Source organism: Rathayibacter sp. Leaf185, assembly GCF_001423885.1.
Taxonomy (GTDB): Bacteria; Actinomycetota; Actinomycetes; order Actinomycetales; family Microbacteriaceae; genus Rathayibacter.
Genome location: NZ_LMPP01000001.1, coordinates 463,177 through 482,017, shown reverse-complemented (window position 1 = coordinate 482,017; position 18,841 = coordinate 463,177). Strand labels below are relative to the sequence as shown.

The following is an 18,841-nucleotide window of genomic DNA, read 5'->3' as shown; positions in this document are numbered from 1 at the left end:
TCGACCCTCGAGCTACGACGCGAAGGAGCGCCATGACACTCGCCACCTCCCCACCCCGGGGTGCGACGATCCCCGAGCCGGCCCCCGCCCCGGTCCCCCGACGCCGACGACGCGGTGACGGCCCGGCTGCGGCGGCGTTCCTCGCCCCGAGCCTCGGCGGCTTCGCGATCTTCACCGCCCTGCCGATCCTCGCCTCGGTCGCGGTGGCCTTCACCGTCTGGCCGCTGGCGGGCTCGCCGACCTTCACCGGGATCGACAACTTCGTCCAGCTGCTCACCCGCGATCCCGCGTTCCTCACGACGATCGCGAACACGCTGCTGTTCGTCGTCGTCTACGTCCCGCTCAACCTCGCGCTGTCGATGGCGATCGCGGCGTGGATCTCGCCGCGGATCCGCGGCGGGAACGTCTACCGGGTGCTGCTCTTCATCCCCGTGGTGACGCCGATGGTCGCCAACGCCGCGGTCTGGCAGATCATGCTCATCCCGAGCGGACTGATCGACGGCCTGTGGCAGAGCGTCTTCGGCGTCTCGGCTCCCAACTTCCTCGGCTCCACCTCGACCGCGATGCTCTGCGTCGTGCTGATGTCGCTCTGGCAGGGCTTCGGCTACAACCTGCTGATCTTCTCGTCGTCGCTGCAGGCGGTGCCCGAGAGCCTGATGGACAGCGCGTCCATCGATGGAGCCGGCGCGTTCCGGCGGTTCTTCAGCATCAAGATGCCGCTGATGTCGCCCTCGATCTTCTTCGCCGCGACGATGACTCTGATCACCTCGTTCCAGGTCTTCGCCCAGCCCTTCGTCCTGACCAACGGAGGCCCGGGCAGCTCGACGACCACGATGGTGATGTACCTCTATCGAACGGGCTTCCAGTTCTTCAACCTCGGGCTCGCCTCGGCGGTCGGAGTGATCCTCTTCGTCATGATCCTGGCGATCACGGGCCTGATGTTCCTGGCCCAGAAGAAGCTGGTGCACTATGAGTGACCGCACGCTCTCGGTCGCCGCGGCCCCCCGCCGCCGCACCGTCACCCGCTCGGCGGGCGAGAAGGCCCGCTCGGAGGCGATGTCGCTGTCGGCGATCAACCGCCGGCGCCGCCGCACCGACATCGTCTCGCAGGTGCTGCTGACGGTCTTCGTGCTGCTGTTCATGGTGCCGCTGATCTGGATGGTGTCCACCTCGCTCAAGCCCGGCGCCGAGGTCTTCGCCTCGCCTCCGTCGCTGCTGGGCAGCGAGATCCGCTGGCAGAACTACGCCGACGTGTGGAGCTACGTGCCGTTCGGCACCTACATGCTCAACGGCGCGATCGTGTCGGTCCTCGGCACCCTGCTCGTCGTCGTGACGAGCGTCCTCTCGGCCTACGCGTTCTCGCGGCTGCGGTTCCGCGGCCGCGACGGGATCTTCTTCGTCTTCCTCGGCACCCTGATGGTGCCGCAGGAGGTCGTGGTCATCCCGATGTTCCTCTTCATGACGCAGCTGGGCTGGATCGACTCCTACCAGGCGCTCATCGTGCCGTGGGCGTTCACCGCGTTCGGCTCGTTCCTCCTGCGCCAGGCGATGCTCTCGGTGCCGATGGAGCTGGAGGAGGCGGGCAAGCTCGACGGCGCGTCGCACCTGCGCATCCTGCTCGGCATCATCGTGCCGGTCGTCAAGCCGACCATCGCCGTGCTCGTCGTCTTCACCTTCATCAACTACTGGAACAGCTTCCTGTGGCCCCTGATCGCGATCAACGACCCCTCCTACGCCACCGTGCCGCTGGGCCTCAACAGCTTCCTCGGCCAGGGCGGCAAGCAGTGGCAGCTGATCATGGCCGCCTCGACCATCTCGATGATCCCGACCGCCGGGCTCGCGATCCTGCTGCAGCGCTACCTCGTGAAGGGCATCGCGCTCTCGAGCGGCCTCGGCGGCAAGTGACCTCCGGCCGCCCCTCCTCCTGCCGCCCCTCCTTCCGAAAGGACCTCCGACGATGACGTCTGCCCCCGCCCCCTGGTTCACCCACGACCGCTTCGGGATGTTCGTGCACTGGGGCCTCTACGCCCTCCCCGCCCGGCACGAGTGGGTGATGAACTTCGAGAAGACCCCGACCGCCGAGTACGAGCGCTACGCCGCCTACTTCGATCCCGACCTCTACGACCCGAGGGCGTGGGCGCGCGCCGCCCGCGAGGCCGGCATGCGCTACGTGGTGCTCACCACCAAGCACCACGAGGGCTTCTGCCTCTGGGACTCGAAGCTCACCGACTACACCGCGGTGCACACGCCCGCCGCCCGCGACCTCGTGCGCGAGTTCGTCGACGCGGTGCGGGCCGAGGGCCTCCGGGTCGGCTTCTACCACTCGCTGCTCGACTGGCATCACCCCGACTTCACGATCGACGGCCGCCACCCTCGGCGCGACGACACCGCCGAGGAGATCGCCGCGCTCGACGAGGGGCGTGACATGGCGCGGTACCGCGAGTACCTGCACGGCCAGATCCGCGAGCTGCTCACCGACTACGGGCGGATCGACTACCTCTTCTACGACTTCTCCTACGCGAACGACCACCACCACCCCGTCTGGGGCGGCAAGGGCGCCGACGACTGGGGTTCGCAGGAGCTCATGAAGCTGACGCGCGAGCTGCAGCCCGAGATCGTCGTCAACGACCGACTCGAGATCCCCGGCGACATCGTCACCCCCGAGCAGTACCAGCCCGACAGGCCGATGGAGGTCGACGGCGTGCCGGTCGCCTGGGAGGCGTGCCAGACGATCAACGGCAGCTGGGGCTACTTCCGCGACAACCACAACCACAAGGCGCCCGAGCTGATGATCCGGATGCTGATCGACGGCGTCTCGAAGAACGGCAACATGCTGCTCAACGTCGGCCCGAACGGACGCGGCGAGCTCGACCCGGTGGCGCTGGGCACCCTCTCGGCGTTCGGCGAGTGGATGCACCTGCACGCGCGGTCGATCTACGGAGCCGGCGCATCGGAGTTCACGCCGCCGGTCGACTCCCGGTACACCCAGCGCGGCGATCGGCTCTACCTGCACCTGTTCGCCTGGCCGTTCGAGCACGTGCACCTGCCGGGGCTCGCCGGGCGGGTGGCCTACGCGCAGCTGCTGAACGACGCCTCCGAGATCCCGTTCCGCGAGATCGCGCCCGACGTCAAGCCGCTCACCACGGGTGTCGGCGGCCAGGCTCCCGGGACGCTCACGCTCACGCTGCCGGTGGTCCGACCGGATGTCGCGGTGCCGGTCATCGAGATCTTCCTCCAGTGACGCGGCCTGCAGTGAGCCGCCCTTCAGCGACCCGACCTGCAGTGCCTCCCGTCCCGTCCGCTCAGTTGGCCTCGGGGTGGGCGGCCATGAAGTCCTCGACCTCGATCAGGTGCACCGACATGGCCAGCCGGGCGCGATCAGGGTCCCCGGAGGCGAGGGCCCGCACGATGTCGTGGTGCTCGCGGTGGGTGCGCGGCACGACGCCCTGCTCGGTGAGGCTGCGCCAGGTGCGCGCCCGCACGGTGCGGCTCGCGAACGCCTCGATCAGGGCCTCGAGAGCGGAGTTGCCGGCCGCGCGGGCGACCAGGCGGTGGAACCGGATGTCGACGTCCATGATCTCGCCGTGGTGCCCCTCGACGGGGGCGTCGACGATGCCGGCGATCGACTCCAGCAGCTCCTCGGCCTCGGTGATCTGCTCGGGAGTGATGCGCAGGGTCGCGCGAGCGGCCGCCTCCACCTCGAGCAGCCGGCGCACCGAGGCGAGGTTCGCCGCCTCGTCGGGGGACTGCAGGTCGACCAGGAAGCCCAGCGGCGCCAGCAGCAGCGAGGCGTCGAGCGAGGTCACGTACGTGCCGTCACCCTGCCGGCTCTCGAGCACCCCCATCATCGCGAGTGCGCGCACGCCCTCGCGGAGGGGGCTGCGCGAGACGCCGAGCAGCACTGCGAGGTCCTTCTCGATCGGCAGCCGCGACCCGGGCTTCAGCTCGCCGCTGATGATCCTCGCCTTGATCTCCTCCACCACGACGTCGGTCTGCGAGCGCGGCGACGGCGCCCGGGTGTCGCCGCGCCGCGGAGTGCTCGCGCGGCCGGCCCCGGCCGGTCCCTGCCCCGTCGTGTCGTCGTCGCCCGTCGCGCCACTGTCGTTCATCCCGCCACTGTAACGGCGCATCCGCGCCCCGCCACCGATCGAGGAGTCCTCGTGAACCACCCCCACACCCCGCCGGCGCACGCCGTCGTCCAGAGACTCGGGCCGCGCGGCTCCGAGGTGCCGGTGCTGTCCGTCGGAGGCGTCGCCTTCGACCTGCGGCCGATCCTCCCGGACGTCTCACCCGCCGCACTGCGCGAGACCACCCTCGACGACGTGTTCGCCGCCCACGCCGCGGGGCGGCTGTCCCCGCTCGAGGGGGCGGCAGGGCTCCGGGTCGGCGCCCCGCTGGCGGCGCCCGGCAAGATCGTCTGCATCGGACTCAACTACCGCGATCACGCGGCCGAGACGGGCGCCGAGCTGCCGGCCGAGCCGGTCGTCTTCATGAAGGACCCCTCGACGATCGGCGGCCCGTTCGATCCGGTGCTCATCCCCGTCGACTCGACGAAGACCGACTGGGAGGTCGAGCTCGGCGTCGTGATCGGCCGGACGGCGCGCTACCTCGACTCGCCCGATGATGCGCTCGCGCACGTCGCCGGCTACGTCCTCTCGCACGACGTCTCCGAGCGCGAGTTCCAGCTCGAGCGCGGCGGCCAGTGGGACAAGGGCAAGAGCTGCGAGACGTTCAATCCGCTGGGCCCGTGGATCCTCCCCGCCGCCTCCGTGGCCGACCCCCAGGACCTGGGGCTGCGCCTCTCGGTCGACGGAGTCGAGCGCCAGAACGGCACGACGGCATCGATGGTGTTCCCGGTCGCGCACCTGATCTGGTACCTCAGCCGGTTCATGGTGCTGCACCCCGGCGACCTCATCAACACGGGCACCCCGGCCGGAGTCGCGCTCGGGCTCCCCGGGACGCCGTACCTGCGGGCGGGAGCCGTGGTCGAGCTGTCGATCGACGGCCTCGGAGTCGCGCGCCACGAGTTCGAGCAGGCGACGGCATGAGCGCCGGCGAGTTCGCCGGTCTCGTCGCGGCGGTGACGGGCGGCGCCTCCGGCATCGGGCTGGCCACCGCCCTCGAGCTCTCCCGCCGCGGAGCGAGCGTGATCGTGCTCGATCGCGCCGTCGACGACCTCCCCGCCGGGCTCACCGGGATCCGCTGCGACGTCGCCGACGACTCCGCCGTGACCGCCGCCTTCGACGAGATCGCCCGCACCGCCGGCGCGCTCGACGTGCTCGTCAACAACGCAGGCATCAGCGCCGTCGGCACGGTCGAGCAGAACGACTCGGCCGAGTGGCTGCGCGTGCTCGACGTGAACGTGGTCGGCATCGCGCGGGTCAGCGCCGCGGCCCTCCCTCTGCTGCGCCGCTCCTCCGCCGCCTCGATCGTCAACCTCTGCTCGATCGCGGCGTTCAACGGCCTCCCGCAGCGCGCCCTCTACTCCGCCAGCAAGGGCGCGGTCTGGGGTCTGACGCTCGCGATGGCGACCGATCACGTCCGCGAGGGAATCCGCGTCAACTGCGTCAGCCCCGGCACTGTCGACACCCCGTTCGTCGCGCGCATGCTCGAGGGCTTCGACGACCCGGCCGCCGAGCGCCGAGCCCTCGACGCCCGCCAGGCGACGGGCCGGATGGTGTCGCCCGACGAGGTCGCGCTCGCCGTCGCCTACCTCTCCAGCCCCACCTCCGGATCCACGACCGGCACCTCGCTGTCGGTCGACGGCGGAGTCACGACCCTGCGCGTCCGTCCGCGGTGACCCCGCGACGGCCCCCGACCACCCTCGATCTCGAAGGACCAGCAATGACCTCCACCACTGCGCTCGACGCGTTCCCGCACCGCACGGTGCACCTCGACTTCCACACCGGCCCCGACGTCGAGGGCGTCGGAGCCGCCTTCGACCCGGACGCCTTCGCGCGCACCTTCGTCGAGGCGGGGGTCGACAGCGTGACGGTGTTCGCCAAGTGCCACCACGGACGGCTCTACTTCGGCACCGCCGACGGCTCCGAGACCGACACGGGGCGCCCCGAGCGGCACCCGGGTCTCGCCGGCGACCTCGACCTGCTCGCGCAGCAGGTCGACGCGCTGCACGCGGTCGGCATCCGCGCGCCGATCTACCTCAGCGTGCAGTGCGACGAGTACGCCGCCGATCTGCACCCGGACTGGATCGCGCTCGACGCGACCGGCCGTCAGGTGAAGTTCGGCGCCGGTCTGCCCTACGAGGCGGGCTGGCAGATCCTCGACATGTCGAGCCCCTACCAGGACTTCCTCGTCGAGCAGGTGCAGGCCGTGATCGACCGGTTCGCGCCGCTCGACGGCCTCTTCCTCGACATGTGCTGGGACCAGCCGAGCTCCTCCGTGTGGGCGAAGGCGGGCATGACCGCGGCCGGTCTCGATCCGGCCGACGCCGACGACCGTGCGGAGTACGCGCGCCGGGTCGCCCACGCCTACATGGGCCGCTTCCGCGACCTGGTCGAGCCGCATCTCGCCGCCGACGTCGCCTCCGGGGTCTGGTTCAACAGCCGTCCCAAGACCGCCCTGGCCGAGGAGTCGGGCTTCGTCCGGCACATCGAGATCGAGGCACTGCCCTCCGGTGGCTGGGGCTACAGCTACTTCCCCTACGTCTCGCGCTTCGTGCGGCCGCTCGACAAGCCGACGCTCAGCCACACCGGCCGCTTCTACAAGAGCTGGGGCGACAACGGCGGCCTCAAGCCCCGCGCCGCGCTGCTGTACGAGTGCTCGCAGATCCTCGCCCAGGGCATGACCGGCGGTGTCGGCGACCTGCTGCACCCCTCCGGCGCCCTCAACCCGGTGACCTACGAGCTGATCGGCTCGGTGTACTCGCACATCGCCGCCTCCGAGCCGTTCGTGCGAGGAGGCGTCCCGCAGGCCGACATCGCGGTGATCGTCGATCCCGCGCTGGGCGACGACCCGGGAGCCGCCGGATTCGGCGTCGTCCGCGCGCTGCAGCAGCTGCGCCAGCAGTTCGTGCTCGTGCCGCCCGGAGCCGACCTCAGTGCCGCCGCGCTCGTCGTCGTCCCCGAGACCACGGTGATCGACGAGGCCCTCGCCTCCGTGCTGCGCGAGCGCATCGCCGCCGGAGGAGCGGTGTTCGTCAGCCGCGGAGCCCGCTCCGGCACCGCGGGGCTCGAATCGCTCGACGTCCCGGGGCTGAGCCTCGAGGGGGCGTCGCCGTTCAGCCACGTGTTCCTCCGCCCGCGCGACGGGGTGGCCGGCACGCACGGCTTCGATCACGTGCAGTACGAGCCGTCGCTGCGGATGCGCGCCGAGGCGCCGGCGGAGTCGCTGGTCGATGTCGTCGAGCCGCTCTTCGAGCGCACCTGGGACCACTTCAGCGGCCACGAGTACACCCCGCCGCGCCGCGAGGTGTCGCCCTGGTCCGCGCTCGCGGTGAGCGGATCCGTCGCCGTGTCCTCGACCGCGGCCTTCGAGACCTTCGGTGCTCACGGGGCGCCGGCGTTCCGCGACCTCGTGCGCGCGGTGCTCGACCGCCTGCTGCCCGAGCCGCTCGTGCGTGCGGGCGGGCCGGTGCACCTCGAGAGCACGGTGGTCGAGACGGAGGAGGCGGTCGTCGTGCACCTGCTGAGCTTCGTCGCCGCCCGGGTGGCCACCGCGACCGCGGCGCACGGCCCCGGCCAGCTCGGCCTCGACGTCGTCGAGGACGCCTTCCCGCTGGTCGACGTGCCGGTGTCGCTGCGCCTCCCGGCCCGCCCGAGCGCGGTGCACCTGCAGCCCGAGGGCCGCGAGCTCGAGGTCGACTGGTCCGACGGCTACGCCACCGTCCGCGTCTCGACGACCGACGGCCACGCGATGCTGGTGGCCACCCGCTGACGCCTCCCGCGAGTCTCTGCTCGGGCACGCCTCGCCCGGGGCGCCGCCCGCCCCGGGCGGAGACTCGCGGCGGAGGTCAGGTCGGCGGCCGCAGCGCGTCGAGCACGAGGGTCAGCGCCGGGTTCGCGTGGCTCGAGCGGCGCCACGCTGCGCTGACGACCCGCCGCGACACCGGGTCGACGGCCGGGACGGCGACCACGTCCTCCGGGAGCGGCTCGCGGCCCAGCCGCGGCACCAGCGCGACCGCCGCTCCCGCCTCGACGAGCGAGATGTGCGTGCTGAAGTCCTCGTCGTAGAAGGCGATGTCGGGCTGGCGACCCGTCCCGGCGAACGTGCGCAGCAGCCACGCGTGGCAGATGGCGCCCGCGGGGATGCTCACCCATGTCTCGTCCGCGAGGCGGCTCGGTGCGATATCGGCGAGGCCGGCCAGCGGATGCGAGCGGTGCAGCAGCACGTCGGCGCGATCCTCCAGGAGGGTCTCGGTCTCGATCGACGGAGGAAGGTCGAGGGAAAGCCCCGGCCAGTCGTGCAGGATCGCGAGATCGGCGGCGCCCCGCTCGAGCCGGCCCGACGCCTCCCACGGGTCCAGCTCGTCGAGCGTCAGCCGCAACCGGGGCGCGCGCTGCCGGATCCCGGCCAGCGCCGGTACCAGCAGCCCCCGCATCGCGGTCGAGAACGCGACGATCCGGAGCGTCCCGGTGATCTCCTCCGCGGGCGCGACTCCGAGGTGCTCGAGCGCCTCGAGCTCGGCGAGCAGCCGCTCGCCCCGTTCGGCCAGCGAGCGCCCGTGCTCGGTGAGGAACACGGTGCGCCCCGAGCGCTCGGCGACCGGAGCGCCCGACTGCCGCTCGAGCCGCTTCAGCTGCTGCGAGACGGCGGAGGGAGTGAAGCCCAGCGCCTCCGAGGCCGCCGCGATAGTGCCGCAGTCGCGGACCGCGATCAGGGCCCGCAGCGCCGACGGCTCGATCATGCAGCAACGCTACCGGGTCGGCGGTAGGAGCCCGCGCTGGTGCTGTCGGGTCACCGACTGCGAGGCTCGGGGCATGACCCGCCGGCACAGCCTCCTCGCCCTCCTCGTCGTCCTGCTCTGGGGGCTGAACTTCGTCGTCATCGACGTCGGCCTCGCGGATGTGCCGCCGCTGCTGTTCCTCGCGCTGCGGTTCGCCGCGGTCGCGGTCCCCGCGGTGTTCTTCGTCAAGCGCCCCGAGGCACCGTGGCGCACCGTCGCGATGATCGGCGCCTTCATGAGCTTCGGCCAGTTCGCGCTGCTCTACCTCGCGCTCGCCCTCGGGATGCCCGCCGGCCTCGCCTCGCTCGTGGTGCAGGCGCAGATCGTGTTCACGGTGCTGATCGCCGCCGTCGTGCTCCGCGAGCGGCCCTCGCCCCGTCAGCTCGCGGGCGTCGGAGTCGGAGTGGCCGGTCTCGTCGTCGTCGCCCTCTCGCACGGGGCGGTCGCGCCGTGGCTGCCGTTCGTCGTCTGCCTCGGCGGAGCGCTCTCGTGGGCGATCGGCAACGTGCTGACCCGGCGCGCGAAGGGCGCCTCCGGACTCTCGCTCGTGGTCTGGTCGGCACTCGTCGTCCCCGTGCCGGCCCTGCTGCTCTCGCTCGTGGTCGACGGCGGACCGGCGATCGCGTCCGCCCTGCAGGGTCTCTCGCTGATGGCGGTGCTGAGCACGCTCTACACCGCGGTGTTCGCCTCCCTGATCGGCTACGGCATCTGGAACTCGCTGCTCGCCCGGTACCCGGCCGCCTCGGTCGTGCCGTTCACCCTGCTGGTGCCGGTGGTCGGTGTGCTCTCGGCGTGGCTGCTCCTCGGCGAGGCGCCGTCGCTCGGCGAGCTGATCGGAGGCGCGGTGATGGTCGCCGGCCTCGCCGTCGCCACCGTGCGCCGCCGCGGGGCTGTCCGCGAGGCCGCTCCGGCGTAGGGTGTGCCGCATGTGCGGACGCTTCGCGATGGACTCCGAGACCGACGAGCTGATCCGCGAGTTCGTCGCGGCGGGCGGCCGGGCGGCCGACTGGGCACCCGACTTCAGCGTCGCCCCCACCGACTCCGCACCGATCGTGCGCGAGCGCCTGCACGACGGAGCCCTCGAGCGCGAGATCGAGCTCGCCTCGTGGGGCTTCACGCCCTCGTGGTCGAAGGGCAAGGGGCCGTCGCCCATCAACGCGCGACTCGAGTCGGTCGCGTCCAACGGCCTCTTCCGCGGCGCCTTCGCCAAGCAGCGGGCGATCGTGCCGATGCGCGGCTACTACGAGTGGGAGGCGCGGGACGACGGCAAGCAGCCGTTCTTCCTGCACGGCGACGAGCCGATCCTCGCGGCGGCAGGCCTCTACACGGCGCGCAAGGTGGCGGAGGAGTGGCGGGTCTCGTTCACGATCATCACCCGCGAGGCGCGCGACGCCTCGGGGGACGTCCACGACCGGATGCCGGTGTTCCTGACGCCCGACGTTCGCGACGAGTGGCTGGACCCCGCCCCGCTCGCCTCGACGGAGGAGATGCTCGCCACCCTCGACCGCGCGTCGGTCGCCGTCGCCGCCACGATCACCGCCTACCCGGTCGACCGCCGGGTCAACAACTCCCGCACGGTCGACCGCCACGACCCGGGGCTGCTGACCCCGCTCGCGTCGTAGCGGCGGAACTACTTGGTGCCGGCGTGACCCGGGAAGGGCTTGCCGTTGAGCGACACCTCGTCGGGGTCCACCTCGACGGTCCCCACGTCGTCCGGGCCGCCCGTCCCGGGCACCGTCGTCACGTCGGCCGAGCCCGAGGTCTGCGTCCGGCTGGTCGTCGGGTCCTGGTCCTGCTTCGCCTCGGTCTCGCGCTCGCTGCCCGGCGACTCCGCGCGGTCCTTCTGCACCTGCTCGCTGCTCGTCGAGGTGGCGGGAGCCGCCCCGTCGGGAGCACCGATCGTCGAACCCTGGTCTGCGTCGTCCATAGTCGTCACCCTTCGTCTGATGCTCTCCACGCTACGGGCGCCCACGCACCCCGGCACCCGCTTGACAGCTCCGCCAGCCCCCGGTCGAGCACTGCGCCCCGAACGGAGGACGTACTACCCTGGTGCGGAGGTCGCACGCGGGGGCGCGCCAGCTGTCCGCACCCGCGCGAGGAGGAACCGTGGCATCCCATCGAACGGGCGAGACGCGCGTGGTCGGCACGACCGTCGGCGATCGCTACACGATCGAGGAGCTGATCGGCAAGGGCGGCATGGCGACCGTCTACCGGGCTCGCGACGAGATCCTCGGCCGCTCCGTGGCTCTGAAGATGTTCGCGCCGGGCATCGACGATGCGCAGGATCTGCAGCGCAAGTCGTCCGAGATCCGGCTGCTGGCGGCCCTCAACCACCCGGCCCTGGTCACCCTCTACGACGCCGACGACGGCGGCGACGACACCGGCGGCCAGGCCTACATGGTGATGGAGCTCGCCGAGGGTCCGAGCCTGGCCGAGCGCCTCGCCTCCGGACCGGTCGCGCCGAACGACGTCGCATCGATGGCCGCCGATCTCGGCGAGGCCCTGCACACGGTCCACGCGGCCGGAGTCGTCCACCGCGACGTCAAGCCGTCGAACGTCCTCCTCGTGCCGAGTCCGCTCACGAGCCGCGAGTTCCGGCCCAAGCTCGCCGACTTCGGCATCGCGTACCTGATCGACGCCACCCGCATCACCTCGCCCGGCACCCTGATCGGCACCGCCGCCTACCTCAGTCCCGAGCAGGCGCACGGCGATCCGCTCACCTCTGCGAGCGACATCTACTCGCTCGGTCTGGTGCTGCTCGAGTCGCTGACCGGTCGCCGTCCCTTCACCGGGTCGGCGATCGAGGTGACGATGGCGCGCCTGCTCCGCGATCCCGAGGTGTCGGAGTCGCTCGGCGGCGGCTGGACCTCGCTCCTGAACTCGATGACCCATCGCGAGCCGGAGGAGCGTCCGACCGCGATCGAGGTCGCCGAGTCGGCCCGCAGGCTGATCGACCCGCGTCGTGACGGCCCTCCGACGGCGATCATCGTCCCGGACGTGCCCCGCCCGGCCGAGCCCGCGACCGAGGCGACGCCGATGACGGGCGCCGCGACCGAGCTGCTCCCGGAGGCGACCCGCGCCACGGAGGCGATCCCCGCGACCCGGCTGCTCCCCGCCGCGACCGGTGTGCAGCCGACGGCCGAGCTGCGCCCGCTCCGCTCGGACTCCGCCCCGACCCGGTCGGCCCCGCCCGCGCCGCGGCGCCGCGGACCGAACCCGTGGCTCCTCGTCCTGCTGCTCGCACTGGTCGCGATCGCGATCGGGCTCGCGGTCATCCTGCTCGGAGGCGACCAGCAGACCCCGCTGCCCGCGGTCGACGGCGAGCTCGGCGACCACCTGCAGCGCCTGCGCGAGAGCATCCGATCGTGAGGCGCCTCCGCGCCGGGATCGTGCTGGCCGCCGCACTGGCGCTGGCCGGCTGCTCCGCCTCCGACCCTGCGATCGACGACTCGACCGCGCAGACCCTCGACGACGCGGTCGTCGCGGTCGCCGAGCGCGCCTCCGCCGACGACTACGCCGGTGCGCTCACCGAGCTCGACGCGCTGCAGGCGGCACTCGACGCGGCCCTCGCGGGTGACGGAGTGACCGATGAGCGCGGTGCCGCGATCCAGGCCGAGGTCGATGTCGTGCGCGCCGACCTCACGGCCCTGGTCGCCGAGGTGCCCGCTCCCGTCGAGACTCCGGCCGAGGAGCCCTCGCCCGAGGAGGAGACGCCCGTCGAGGAGACTCCGGTCGAGGAGGCGCCCGTCGAGGAGGAGCCGGAGGAGGAGACCCCCGAGCCCGTCGAGACTCCCGAGGAGGAGCCGGCACCGGGTCCGGAGGAGACCGCTCCCGTCGAGGAGGAGCCGGCCCCCGCCGAGTCGGAGCCCGCGGGGGAGGCCCCCGGCAACGGCAACGGCAACGGCAACGGCAACGGCAATGGCAACGGCAACGGCAACGGCAACGGCAACGGCGGAGGCAGGGGCTGAGCCCCGCCGCTCGCGCCCGCGTCAGTCCCGCGTGGCGATGACCGCGAAGGAGGCGTCGAGGTCGACGTCCACGTCGGTCCCGTCGGCGCGAGTCACCTCGACGTCGAAGGCGTGGTCGGCGTCGTCGCTGCGCTCCGCCTCCGTCACCGTGCCGTCGCCGACCGCCGCGAGCGCGGCCTCGCTCGCGCGGGCCAACTCGTCGCCGGTGAGGTCGTCGGGGTCGACCGCCGCCGCTCCGGAGGGTGCAGGGGCTGCCGCCGGAGCATCGCGGTCGTCGTCCGCGTCGACGACGATCACGCCGAAGGAGTCGTCGAGCCGCACGTCGTACTCGAGGCCGTCGTCGCCGAGCAGCTCCAGCTCGTAGCCGGTGGCGCCCTCGTCGTCGCGCTCGGCCGAGGTCACGGTCCCGCCGCCGATCTCGGCGATCGCGGCCTCGCTCGCGCGGTCGAGGTCGGAGCCGGTCAGGCGGTCCGAGCCCTCGAAGCCGTCCGTGGCGGCGTAGGCGATCCCCGTGCCGGCGCCGACCAGCACGATCACTCCGGCGATCCCCGCGATGATCTTCGTCTTCTTCTGCATGATGAGCTCCGTCTCCGGCGCCGCTCGTCGACGCCGCGCCCACTCTCGCCCGCGGCCGCTGAAGCCCCCCTGAAGCGCCGCGCGCCCAGGTCCCCCCGCCCGCTTCAGCGCTCGAGCGGCACCCGCAGCGTCACCCGCGCGCCCCCGAGCGGCGACGCGCCGACCTCGACCGAGCCGCCGTGGGCCGCCGCGATCTCGGCCACGATCGCGAGCCCCAGCCCCGACCCTCCGGCGTCGCGCGCCCGCCCCTCGTCGAGCCGCACGAACCGCTCCAGCACCCGCGAGCGCTCCTCGACCGGGATCCCCGGCCCGTCGTCGTCGACCGCGAGCACCGCCCAGGCGCCGTCGGCGTGCGTCGCCACCGCCAGCCGTGCGTGCCGGTGGCGCACGGCGTTGTCGACCAGGTTTCGCAGCGCCCGCCCGAGCAGCGCGCCGTCGGCCACGGTCTGCACCGGCGAGACGCCGCCCGCGTCGATCGCGACTCCGGAGTCGCGCAGCCGCCGCACCTCGCCGAGCGCCAGGTCGTCGAGGTCGACCGGCGCGGCGAGCACCGCCAGCCGCGCCTCGTCGGCGCGTGCGAGCAGCAGCAGCCCCTCGATCAGCCCGCCCATCCGCACCGACTCCTCGGCGACCGTCGTGGCGAGCCGAGCGGAGTCGAGCCGGTCCGGGTGCGCGAGCGCCACCTCCGCGGTCTGGCGCAGTGCCGCCACCGGCGACCGCAGCTCGTGCGACGCGTCCGACACGAACCTCCGCTGCCGCGACTGCGCGCTCTCGAGCCGCTCCAGCATCCGGTTGAGGGTCTGCGCCAGCCGGTCGATCTCGTCGCCCGAACCGGGCTCCGCCACGCGACGGTCGAGGGCGGAGGCGGTGACCGCATCGGCCTCGGCCCGCATCAGGTCCACGGGACGCAGGGCCCGCCCGACGACCACCGCGCAGACGACGGCGACGAAGAGCACGAGCAGCGGCACGGCCACCGCGAGCAGCGTGCTCGTCGTCGCGACCGCCTCCGCCCGGCCCTCGTCGGGGACGCCGACGACCACGAGCGAGCCGTCGTCGAGCTCCTGCGTCGCCACGACGACGGGATCCTCGTCCTCGGGGGTCGCGGTGAACGGCTCGTCCACCTCGTCGGTCGCGAGCGGAGGGAGGTCCTCGGCGTCCTCGCCCGCCGCCACCACGCGCCCGCCGACGACCAGCTGCACCACGCCCTCCGAGGCGCGCACCGCGTCGGCGCCGCCGCTCTCGACGAGTGCGCCGATCCGCTCCGCCTCCGCCTCGGCCGACGTCGCCGCGTTCGCCGCGAGCACCGACGAGAGCACGAGCACGAACGCCACCCCGCCGAGCACCGCCGCGAGGGCGACCACGGCCGTGGCCGCGAGCACGATCCTGGCGCGCAGCGAGCGCCTCCTCACGGCGCCACCAGTGAGTAGCCCGCCCCGCGCTGCGTGCGGATGGTGTCGACGCCGAACGGCCGGTCGATCTTGTTGCGGAGGGTGCGGATGTAGACCTCGACGATGTTGGGGTCGCCGTCGAAGTCGAAGTCCCAGACGGCACCGAGCACGTCGCGCTTCGAGACGACGTCGCCGGCCCGCGACACCAGGTACTCGAGCACGCTGAACTCGCGCGCGGTGAGCGCGATCGCCACCCCGCCGCGCTCGACGCGCCGCGCCGCAGGATCGAGGACGAGGTCGCCCACCACCTGCACCGTCGGGCGCTCGGCGGCGCCGCGGCGGATCAGCGCGCGCAGCCGTGCCACCAGCACCGGGAACGAGAACGGCTTGGTGAGGTAGTCGTCGGCGCCGGTGTCCAGCGCCTCGACCTGGTCGAGGTCGCCGTCCTTCGCGGTCAGCATCAGGATCGGCGTCCAGTCCTCCGCGGCGCGCAGCCGCTCGCAGACCCGGAACCCGCTGATGTCGGGCAGCATCAGGTCGAGCACGATCGCGGCGTAGTCGGCCTCGCTCGCGAGCCAGAGCGCGTCGGTGCCGGTCGTCGCGGTGTCGACGGCGAAGCCCTCGGCCTCGAGCCCGGTCTCGAGCGCGCGCAGCAGGTTGATCTCGTCGTCGACGACCAGGATGCGGATGGCGCCCTCCCGAGGCTCGGCGCGCGCGCCCCGCGCGGCTCGGTCCAGGCTAGCCGCGACCCCGCTGAAGCCCGCCTGAAGCCTCGACGCCTGCTGTTCGCCTGCGTGCGCTAGACACGGCGGATGACCGATCTGCAGCGCCGACTCGGCACCGGCGACGCTGTGTTCATCGGGCTCGGCTCGATGCTCGGCGCCGGGCTCTTCTCCGCCTTCGCCCCGGCCGCCGCTGCGGCCGGGTCGTGGCTCCTGGTCGGCCTCGCACTCGCAGCCCTCGTCGCCGGAGCCAACGCCTCCTCCTCGGCGCAGCTCGCCGCGCAGCACCCCCGCTCGGGCGGCACCTACCTCTACGGCCGCGAGCATCTGGGCGAGTGGCCCGGCTTCCTCGCGGGCTGGGGCTTCGTCGTCGGAAAGACCGCGAGCTGCGCGGCGATGGCGCTGACCTTCGCGGCCTACGCGGCGCCTCCCGGGTGGGAGAAGCCGGTCGCGGCGCTCGCCGTCGCGGCGCTGGTCGCGGTGAACGCTCTCGGAGTGACCCGCACCGCGCGCGCGACGCGGATCATCGTGTCGGTCGTGCTGGTGGTGCTCGCGCTGGCGGTCGCCGCCTCCCTCGTCGGCGGTCCGCCTCCGGTGCTCACGGCTCCCGGACCGTTCGATGCGTACGGCGTGCTGCAGTCGGCCGGTCTGCTCTTCTTCGCGTTCGCCGGTTACGCGCGCCTGGCGACGATGGGGGAGGAGGTGCGCGATCCCTCCCGCACGATCCCGCGGGCGATCCTCGGCGCCCTCGCGCTCGCGATGCTGGTCTACGCCGTGGTCGGCGCGGCGCTGCTCGCCTCGCTCGACCCCGAGGGGCTGGCAGAGTCGACCGAGCCGCTGGTCGAGGCGTCGGCGGCCTGGCCGTGGGTCGGGCCGGTCGTCCGCGCGGGCGCGGCGGCGGCGAGCCTCGGCGCGCTGCTCGCCCTGATCGCCGGCATCGGCCGCACGGCACTCGCCATGGCGCGGGAGGGCGACCTGCCGCGCGCCCTCGCCCACATCGACCCGGTGAGGAGCGTGCCGCGCCGTGCCGAGATCGCCCTGGGCGTCGTCGTGATCGCGCTGGTGCTCACCGTCGACCTGCGCGGGGCGATCGGCTTCTCGTCGTTCGGCGTCCTGCTCTACTACCTGGTCGCGAATCTGTCCGCGCTCCGGCAGGAGCCGCCGTTCCGCCGGTATCCCCGCGCCGTGGCGGTCGGAGGGGCGATCGGCTGCGTGGTCCTCGTCGTCACGCTGCCGATCGAGTCGATCGTCCCGGGCGCCGCCGTGTTCGCGATCGGAGCGGCCTACCGCCTCCTGCGCCTCCGCGCCTAGCGGCTCACTCGTCGCGGTCGGTGTACTCGCCCTCGATGTCGGAGTCGGCACCGGCCGTGTCGGTGTCGACGTAGCTGCCCTTCTCGGAGCTCTCCTCCTCGTGCACCGAGGTGTCGACGTAGCTGCCCTGCTCGTCGCTCGCCGTGTGCGAGACACCGTCGGTCGCGGTGTACTCGCCGTCCGGAGACTCGGTGGTGTCGGTGTGCACGGTGTCGGTGTGCGCGCTCTCGTCCGCGAGGTGGCGACCGCGTCGGGCGGCGCTGTCGGTCTCGGGGGTCTCGTCGTCGTGTGCCATGCGGGGTCCTCGCTTCGTTGCGGAGCGGCGCGCTCGGGCGCGCCCCTTTCAGGGGTTCTGCCTGACTGACGATTCTGCATCCGGGCGGGCGGTGCAAGGTGTTGCGGCTGCACATCCGTGCCGGTCGGCCCTCACAGGTCCTGGCGGGCGCGGTCTCCGCAACTCCTGGCGACGATCCGCCCCGCCGCCTAGCGTGACCCGGATGAGCGCACCGACCCGAACCCGCTGGAGTGTCATCGGACAGCTCGGCCCCCTCTTCGACGACGGCGGGCCGATGCTGCTCGTCGAGGCCCGCTCGGCGTTCGCGCGGCGCCCGATGCACCGGGCGAAGGCGCAGCTGCTGCTCTCGGCCCTGCGGCACCGCGGCCGCGAGCTCGGCGACCGCGTCGAGTACGTCCGTGCCGAGACCTTCGCCGAGGGGCTCGCGGGGCGCGACGACCTCGAGGTCATCGATCCGCCGACCCGCGGTGGCCGCCGTCTGGCCCGCAGGCTGGGCATGAGCGTGCTGCCCAGTCGCGGTTTCGTGACGGAGGAGGAGGACTTCCGCGAGTGGGCCCTCTCGCGGGCCGGCTCCCGCCTCCTGCTCGAGGACTTCTACCGCTGGAGCCGCGAGCGCACGGGCGTCCTGATGCGCGGCGATCAGCCGGAGGGCGGCAAGTGGAACTACGACCACGACAACCGCAACCCGCCGCCCAAGGGCGCGTCGCGGCTCGGCCTGCCCGATCCGTGGTGGCCCGAGGAGGACGACATCGACGAGGAGGTGCGCGCCGACCTCGCGAGATGGGAGCGCGAAGGCGCTATCCGGCTGGTCGGCGAGGACGGCCCGCGCCGCTTCGCCGCGACTCCGGCCGAGGCGGAGGCGGCGCTCGCCGACTTCGTGTCGTCGCGCCTGGGCGACTTCGGCACCTACGAGGACGCGATGCTCTCGGGCGACTGGACCATGGCGCACTCGCTGCTGAGCGCCCCGCTCAACCTCGGGCTCCTCGACCCGCGCACCGTCGTCGACGCGGCCGAGGCCGAGTACGCCTCCGGAGGCGCTCCGCTCTCGGGCGTCGAGGGCTTCGTCCGGCAGGTGATGGGCTGGCGCGACTACGTCTGGCATCTCTACTGGCACCTCGGCCCCGACTACCGCGAGCGCAGCAACGCGCTGGGCGCGAAGACCCCGCTCCCGGAGGCGCTGCTCACCCTCGACCCGGGGGGAATCGAGGCGAACTGCCTCCACGAGACCCTCGACGACGTCAACCGGCACGGCTGGGCCCACCACATCCAGAGGCTGATGGTGCTCGGCAACTGGGGGCTGCAGCGCGGCTGGGACCCGCGGGAGCTCAACGACTGGTTCGTCGACGTCTTCGTCGACGGCACCGAGTGGGTGATGCCGGCGAACGTGATCGGCATGTCGCAGCACGCCGACGGAGGCATCGTCGCGACCAAGCCCTACGCCTCGGGCGGCGCGTACATCAACAAGATGTCCGACTACTGCGGCGGCTGCCGCTTCAACCCGAAGGTGCGGCTCGGGGAGGACGCCTGCCCGGTCACCGCCGGCTACTGGGCGTTCCTCGACCGCGTCGAGCCGGTCCTCCGCGGCAACCACCGGATGGCGCAGCCCCTCGCCGGCCTCCGCCGCCTCGCCGACCGCGACGCGGTCGTCGCCCAGGAGCGCCACCGCGAGAGCTACTGAC

Annotated in this window: 19 protein-coding genes; 12 read left to right on the top strand and 7 right to left on the bottom strand. The window is 72.8% G+C overall.

All coding sequences use genetic code 11. The features are described from left to right. The first annotated feature begins 32 nt into the window (after positions 1-32). Genes ASG06_RS02425 through ASG06_RS02415 form a run of 3 tightly spaced genes read left to right on the top strand, consistent with a single transcriptional unit; the run spans position 33 to position 3,241 of the window. Positions 33-977 carry a carbohydrate ABC transporter permease gene (locus ASG06_RS02425; protein ID WP_056037978.1) on the top strand — a complete coding sequence of 315 codons (945 nt, stop codon included), beginning with the start codon at positions 33-35 and terminating at the stop codon, positions 975-977. Continuing rightward, complete coding sequence (locus ASG06_RS02420; RefSeq protein WP_056037974.1) at positions 970-1,905, top strand: carbohydrate ABC transporter permease; 936 nt, start codon at positions 970-972, stop codon at positions 1,903-1,905. Before ASG06_RS02425 ends, ASG06_RS02420 begins: the two co-directional genes overlap by 8 nt. 52 nt (positions 1,906-1,957) lie before the next feature. Then, positions 1,958-3,241, top strand: coding sequence for an alpha-L-fucosidase (locus ASG06_RS02415; protein WP_056037972.1), 1,284 nt, complete (start codon positions 1,958-1,960; stop codon positions 3,239-3,241). A 61-nt stretch (positions 3,242-3,302) separates the two neighbouring features. Here the strand turns inward: ASG06_RS02415 and ASG06_RS02410 are convergent, their stop codons facing one another. Next, positions 3,303-4,109, bottom strand: coding sequence for a FadR/GntR family transcriptional regulator (locus ASG06_RS02410; RefSeq protein WP_082498881.1), 807 nt, complete (start codon positions 4,107-4,109; stop codon positions 3,303-3,305). A gap of 51 nt (positions 4,110-4,160) precedes the next feature. On the opposite strand from ASG06_RS02410, the gene ASG06_RS02405 reads away from it, so the two are divergent. The 3 genes from ASG06_RS02405 to ASG06_RS02395 are packed head-to-tail and all read left to right on the top strand — an operon-like array spanning position 4,161 to position 7,893. Further along, the gene (locus tag ASG06_RS02405; protein WP_056037969.1) at positions 4,161-5,048 is read left to right on the top strand and encodes a fumarylacetoacetate hydrolase family protein; all 888 of its coding nucleotides are present in this window, start codon (positions 4,161-4,163) and stop codon (positions 5,046-5,048) included. After that, entirely contained in the window at positions 5,045-5,800 is a 756-nt protein-coding gene (locus ASG06_RS02400) for an SDR family NAD(P)-dependent oxidoreductase (protein WP_056037967.1), read from the top strand. The genes ASG06_RS02405 and ASG06_RS02400 overlap by 4 nt, the downstream gene beginning before the upstream one ends. A gap of 44 nt (positions 5,801-5,844) precedes the next feature. Further along, positions 5,845-7,893 (top strand): alpha-L-fucosidase, encoded by a 2,049-nt coding sequence (locus tag ASG06_RS02395; RefSeq protein ID WP_056037964.1) that lies wholly within the window; start codon positions 5,845-5,847, stop codon positions 7,891-7,893. Between the two features lie 76 nt (positions 7,894-7,969). Here ASG06_RS02395 and ASG06_RS02390 read toward each other — a convergent pair whose 3' ends face one another. Next, complete coding sequence (locus ASG06_RS02390; protein WP_056037961.1) at positions 7,970-8,863, bottom strand: LysR family transcriptional regulator; 894 nt, start codon at positions 8,861-8,863, stop codon at positions 7,970-7,972. Between the two features lie 73 nt (positions 8,864-8,936). On the opposite strand from ASG06_RS02390, the gene ASG06_RS02385 reads away from it, so the two are divergent. Further along, positions 8,937-9,818: an EamA family transporter gene (locus ASG06_RS02385; RefSeq protein ID WP_082498880.1), complete on the top strand. Its 882-nt coding sequence runs from the start codon at positions 8,937-8,939 to the stop codon at positions 9,816-9,818. Between the two features lie 10 nt (positions 9,819-9,828). Beyond that, complete coding sequence (locus ASG06_RS02380; protein ID WP_082498879.1) at positions 9,829-10,524, top strand: SOS response-associated peptidase; 696 nt, start codon at positions 9,829-9,831, stop codon at positions 10,522-10,524. 8 nt (positions 10,525-10,532) lie between these two features. On the opposite strand, the gene ASG06_RS02375 is transcribed toward ASG06_RS02380, so the two are convergent. Then, positions 10,533-10,829, bottom strand: coding sequence for a hypothetical protein (locus ASG06_RS02375; RefSeq protein WP_056037958.1), 297 nt, complete (start codon positions 10,827-10,829; stop codon positions 10,533-10,535). A gap of 179 nt (positions 10,830-11,008) precedes the next feature. Here ASG06_RS02375 and ASG06_RS02370 point away from each other — a divergent pair, with 179 nt between their 5' ends. Together ASG06_RS02370 and ASG06_RS02365 are read left to right on the top strand one after the other, a co-directional pair. Beyond that, on the top strand, positions 11,009-12,271 hold the full coding sequence (locus tag ASG06_RS02370) for a serine/threonine-protein kinase (protein ID WP_156465827.1): 1,263 nt from the start codon (positions 11,009-11,011) through the stop codon (positions 12,269-12,271). After that, the gene (locus ASG06_RS02365; protein WP_056037953.1) at positions 12,268-12,870 is read left to right on the top strand and encodes a hypothetical protein; all 603 of its coding nucleotides are present in this window, start codon (positions 12,268-12,270) and stop codon (positions 12,868-12,870) included. Before ASG06_RS02370 ends, ASG06_RS02365 begins: the two co-directional genes overlap by 4 nt. 21 nt (positions 12,871-12,891) lie before the next feature. Here the strand turns inward: ASG06_RS02365 and ASG06_RS02360 are convergent, their stop codons facing one another. The 3 genes from ASG06_RS02360 to ASG06_RS02350 form a co-directional block, all read right to left on the bottom strand. After that, on the bottom strand, positions 12,892-13,446 hold the full coding sequence (locus ASG06_RS02360) for a PepSY domain-containing protein (RefSeq protein WP_056037951.1): 555 nt from the start codon (positions 13,444-13,446) through the stop codon (positions 12,892-12,894). A gap of 104 nt (positions 13,447-13,550) precedes the next feature. Beyond that, a complete protein-coding gene (locus ASG06_RS02355; RefSeq protein WP_056037949.1) occupies positions 13,551-14,855 on the bottom strand; it encodes a sensor histidine kinase in 1,305 nt (434 codons plus the stop codon). Next, on the bottom strand, positions 14,852-15,523 hold the full coding sequence (locus ASG06_RS02350) for a response regulator transcription factor (RefSeq protein WP_056040381.1): 672 nt from the start codon (positions 15,521-15,523) through the stop codon (positions 14,852-14,854). Before ASG06_RS02350 ends, ASG06_RS02355 begins: the two co-directional genes overlap by 4 nt. 123 nt (positions 15,524-15,646) lie before the next feature. On the opposite strand from ASG06_RS02350, the gene ASG06_RS02345 reads away from it, so the two are divergent. Beyond that, the gene (locus ASG06_RS02345; protein WP_056037946.1) at positions 15,647-16,867 is read left to right on the top strand and encodes an APC family permease; all 1,221 of its coding nucleotides are present in this window, start codon (positions 15,647-15,649) and stop codon (positions 16,865-16,867) included. Positions 16,868-16,871: 4 nt separating this feature from the next. Here the strand turns inward: ASG06_RS02345 and ASG06_RS02340 are convergent, their stop codons facing one another. Further along, positions 16,872-17,162 carry a hypothetical protein gene (locus tag ASG06_RS02340; protein WP_056037944.1) on the bottom strand — a complete coding sequence of 97 codons (291 nt, stop codon included), beginning with the start codon at positions 17,160-17,162 and terminating at the stop codon, positions 16,872-16,874. A gap of 202 nt (positions 17,163-17,364) precedes the next feature. On the opposite strand from ASG06_RS02340, the gene ASG06_RS02335 reads away from it, so the two are divergent. Further along, positions 17,365-18,840 carry a cryptochrome/photolyase family protein gene (locus ASG06_RS02335; protein WP_056037941.1) on the top strand — a complete coding sequence of 492 codons (1,476 nt, stop codon included), beginning with the start codon at positions 17,365-17,367 and terminating at the stop codon, positions 18,838-18,840. Position 18,841 lies beyond the last annotated feature (1 nt).

Bases quoted from the DNA above. Each gene is read 5' to 3' on its own strand.
- ASG06_RS02415 (WP_056037972.1), top strand. From the start codon at position 1,958: ATGACGTCTGCCCCCGCCCCCTGGTTCACCCACGACCGCTTCGGGATG.
- ASG06_RS02400 (WP_056037967.1), top strand. From the start codon at position 5,045: ATGAGCGCCGGCGAGTTCGCCGGTCTCGTCGCGGCGGTGACGGGCGGC.
- ASG06_RS02360 (WP_056037951.1), bottom strand. From the start codon at position 13,446: ATGCAGAAGAAGACGAAGATCATCGCGGGGATCGCCGGAGTGATCGTG.
- ASG06_RS02345 (WP_056037946.1), top strand. From the start codon at position 15,647: ATGACCGATCTGCAGCGCCGACTCGGCACCGGCGACGCTGTGTTCATC.
- ASG06_RS02380 (WP_082498879.1), top strand. From the start codon at position 9,829: ATGTGCGGACGCTTCGCGATGGACTCCGAGACCGACGAGCTGATCCGC.
- ASG06_RS02395 (WP_056037964.1), top strand. From the start codon at position 5,845: ATGACCTCCACCACTGCGCTCGACGCGTTCCCGCACCGCACGGTGCAC.
- ASG06_RS02420 (WP_056037974.1), top strand. From the start codon at position 970: ATGAGTGACCGCACGCTCTCGGTCGCCGCGGCCCCCCGCCGCCGCACC.
- ASG06_RS02410 (WP_082498881.1), bottom strand. From the start codon at position 4,109: ATGAACGACAGTGGCGCGACGGGCGACGACGACACGACGGGGCAGGGA.
- ASG06_RS02375 (WP_056037958.1), bottom strand. From the start codon at position 10,829: ATGGACGACGCAGACCAGGGTTCGACGATCGGTGCTCCCGACGGGGCG.
- ASG06_RS02340 (WP_056037944.1), bottom strand. From the start codon at position 17,162: ATGGCACACGACGACGAGACCCCCGAGACCGACAGCGCCGCCCGACGC.
- ASG06_RS02335 (WP_056037941.1), top strand. From the start codon at position 17,365: ATGAGCGCACCGACCCGAACCCGCTGGAGTGTCATCGGACAGCTCGGC.
- ASG06_RS02425 (WP_056037978.1), top strand. From the start codon at position 33: ATGACACTCGCCACCTCCCCACCCCGGGGTGCGACGATCCCCGAGCCG.
- ASG06_RS02385 (WP_082498880.1), top strand. From the start codon at position 8,937: ATGACCCGCCGGCACAGCCTCCTCGCCCTCCTCGTCGTCCTGCTCTGG.
- ASG06_RS02390 (WP_056037961.1), bottom strand. From the start codon at position 8,863: ATGATCGAGCCGTCGGCGCTGCGGGCCCTGATCGCGGTCCGCGACTGC.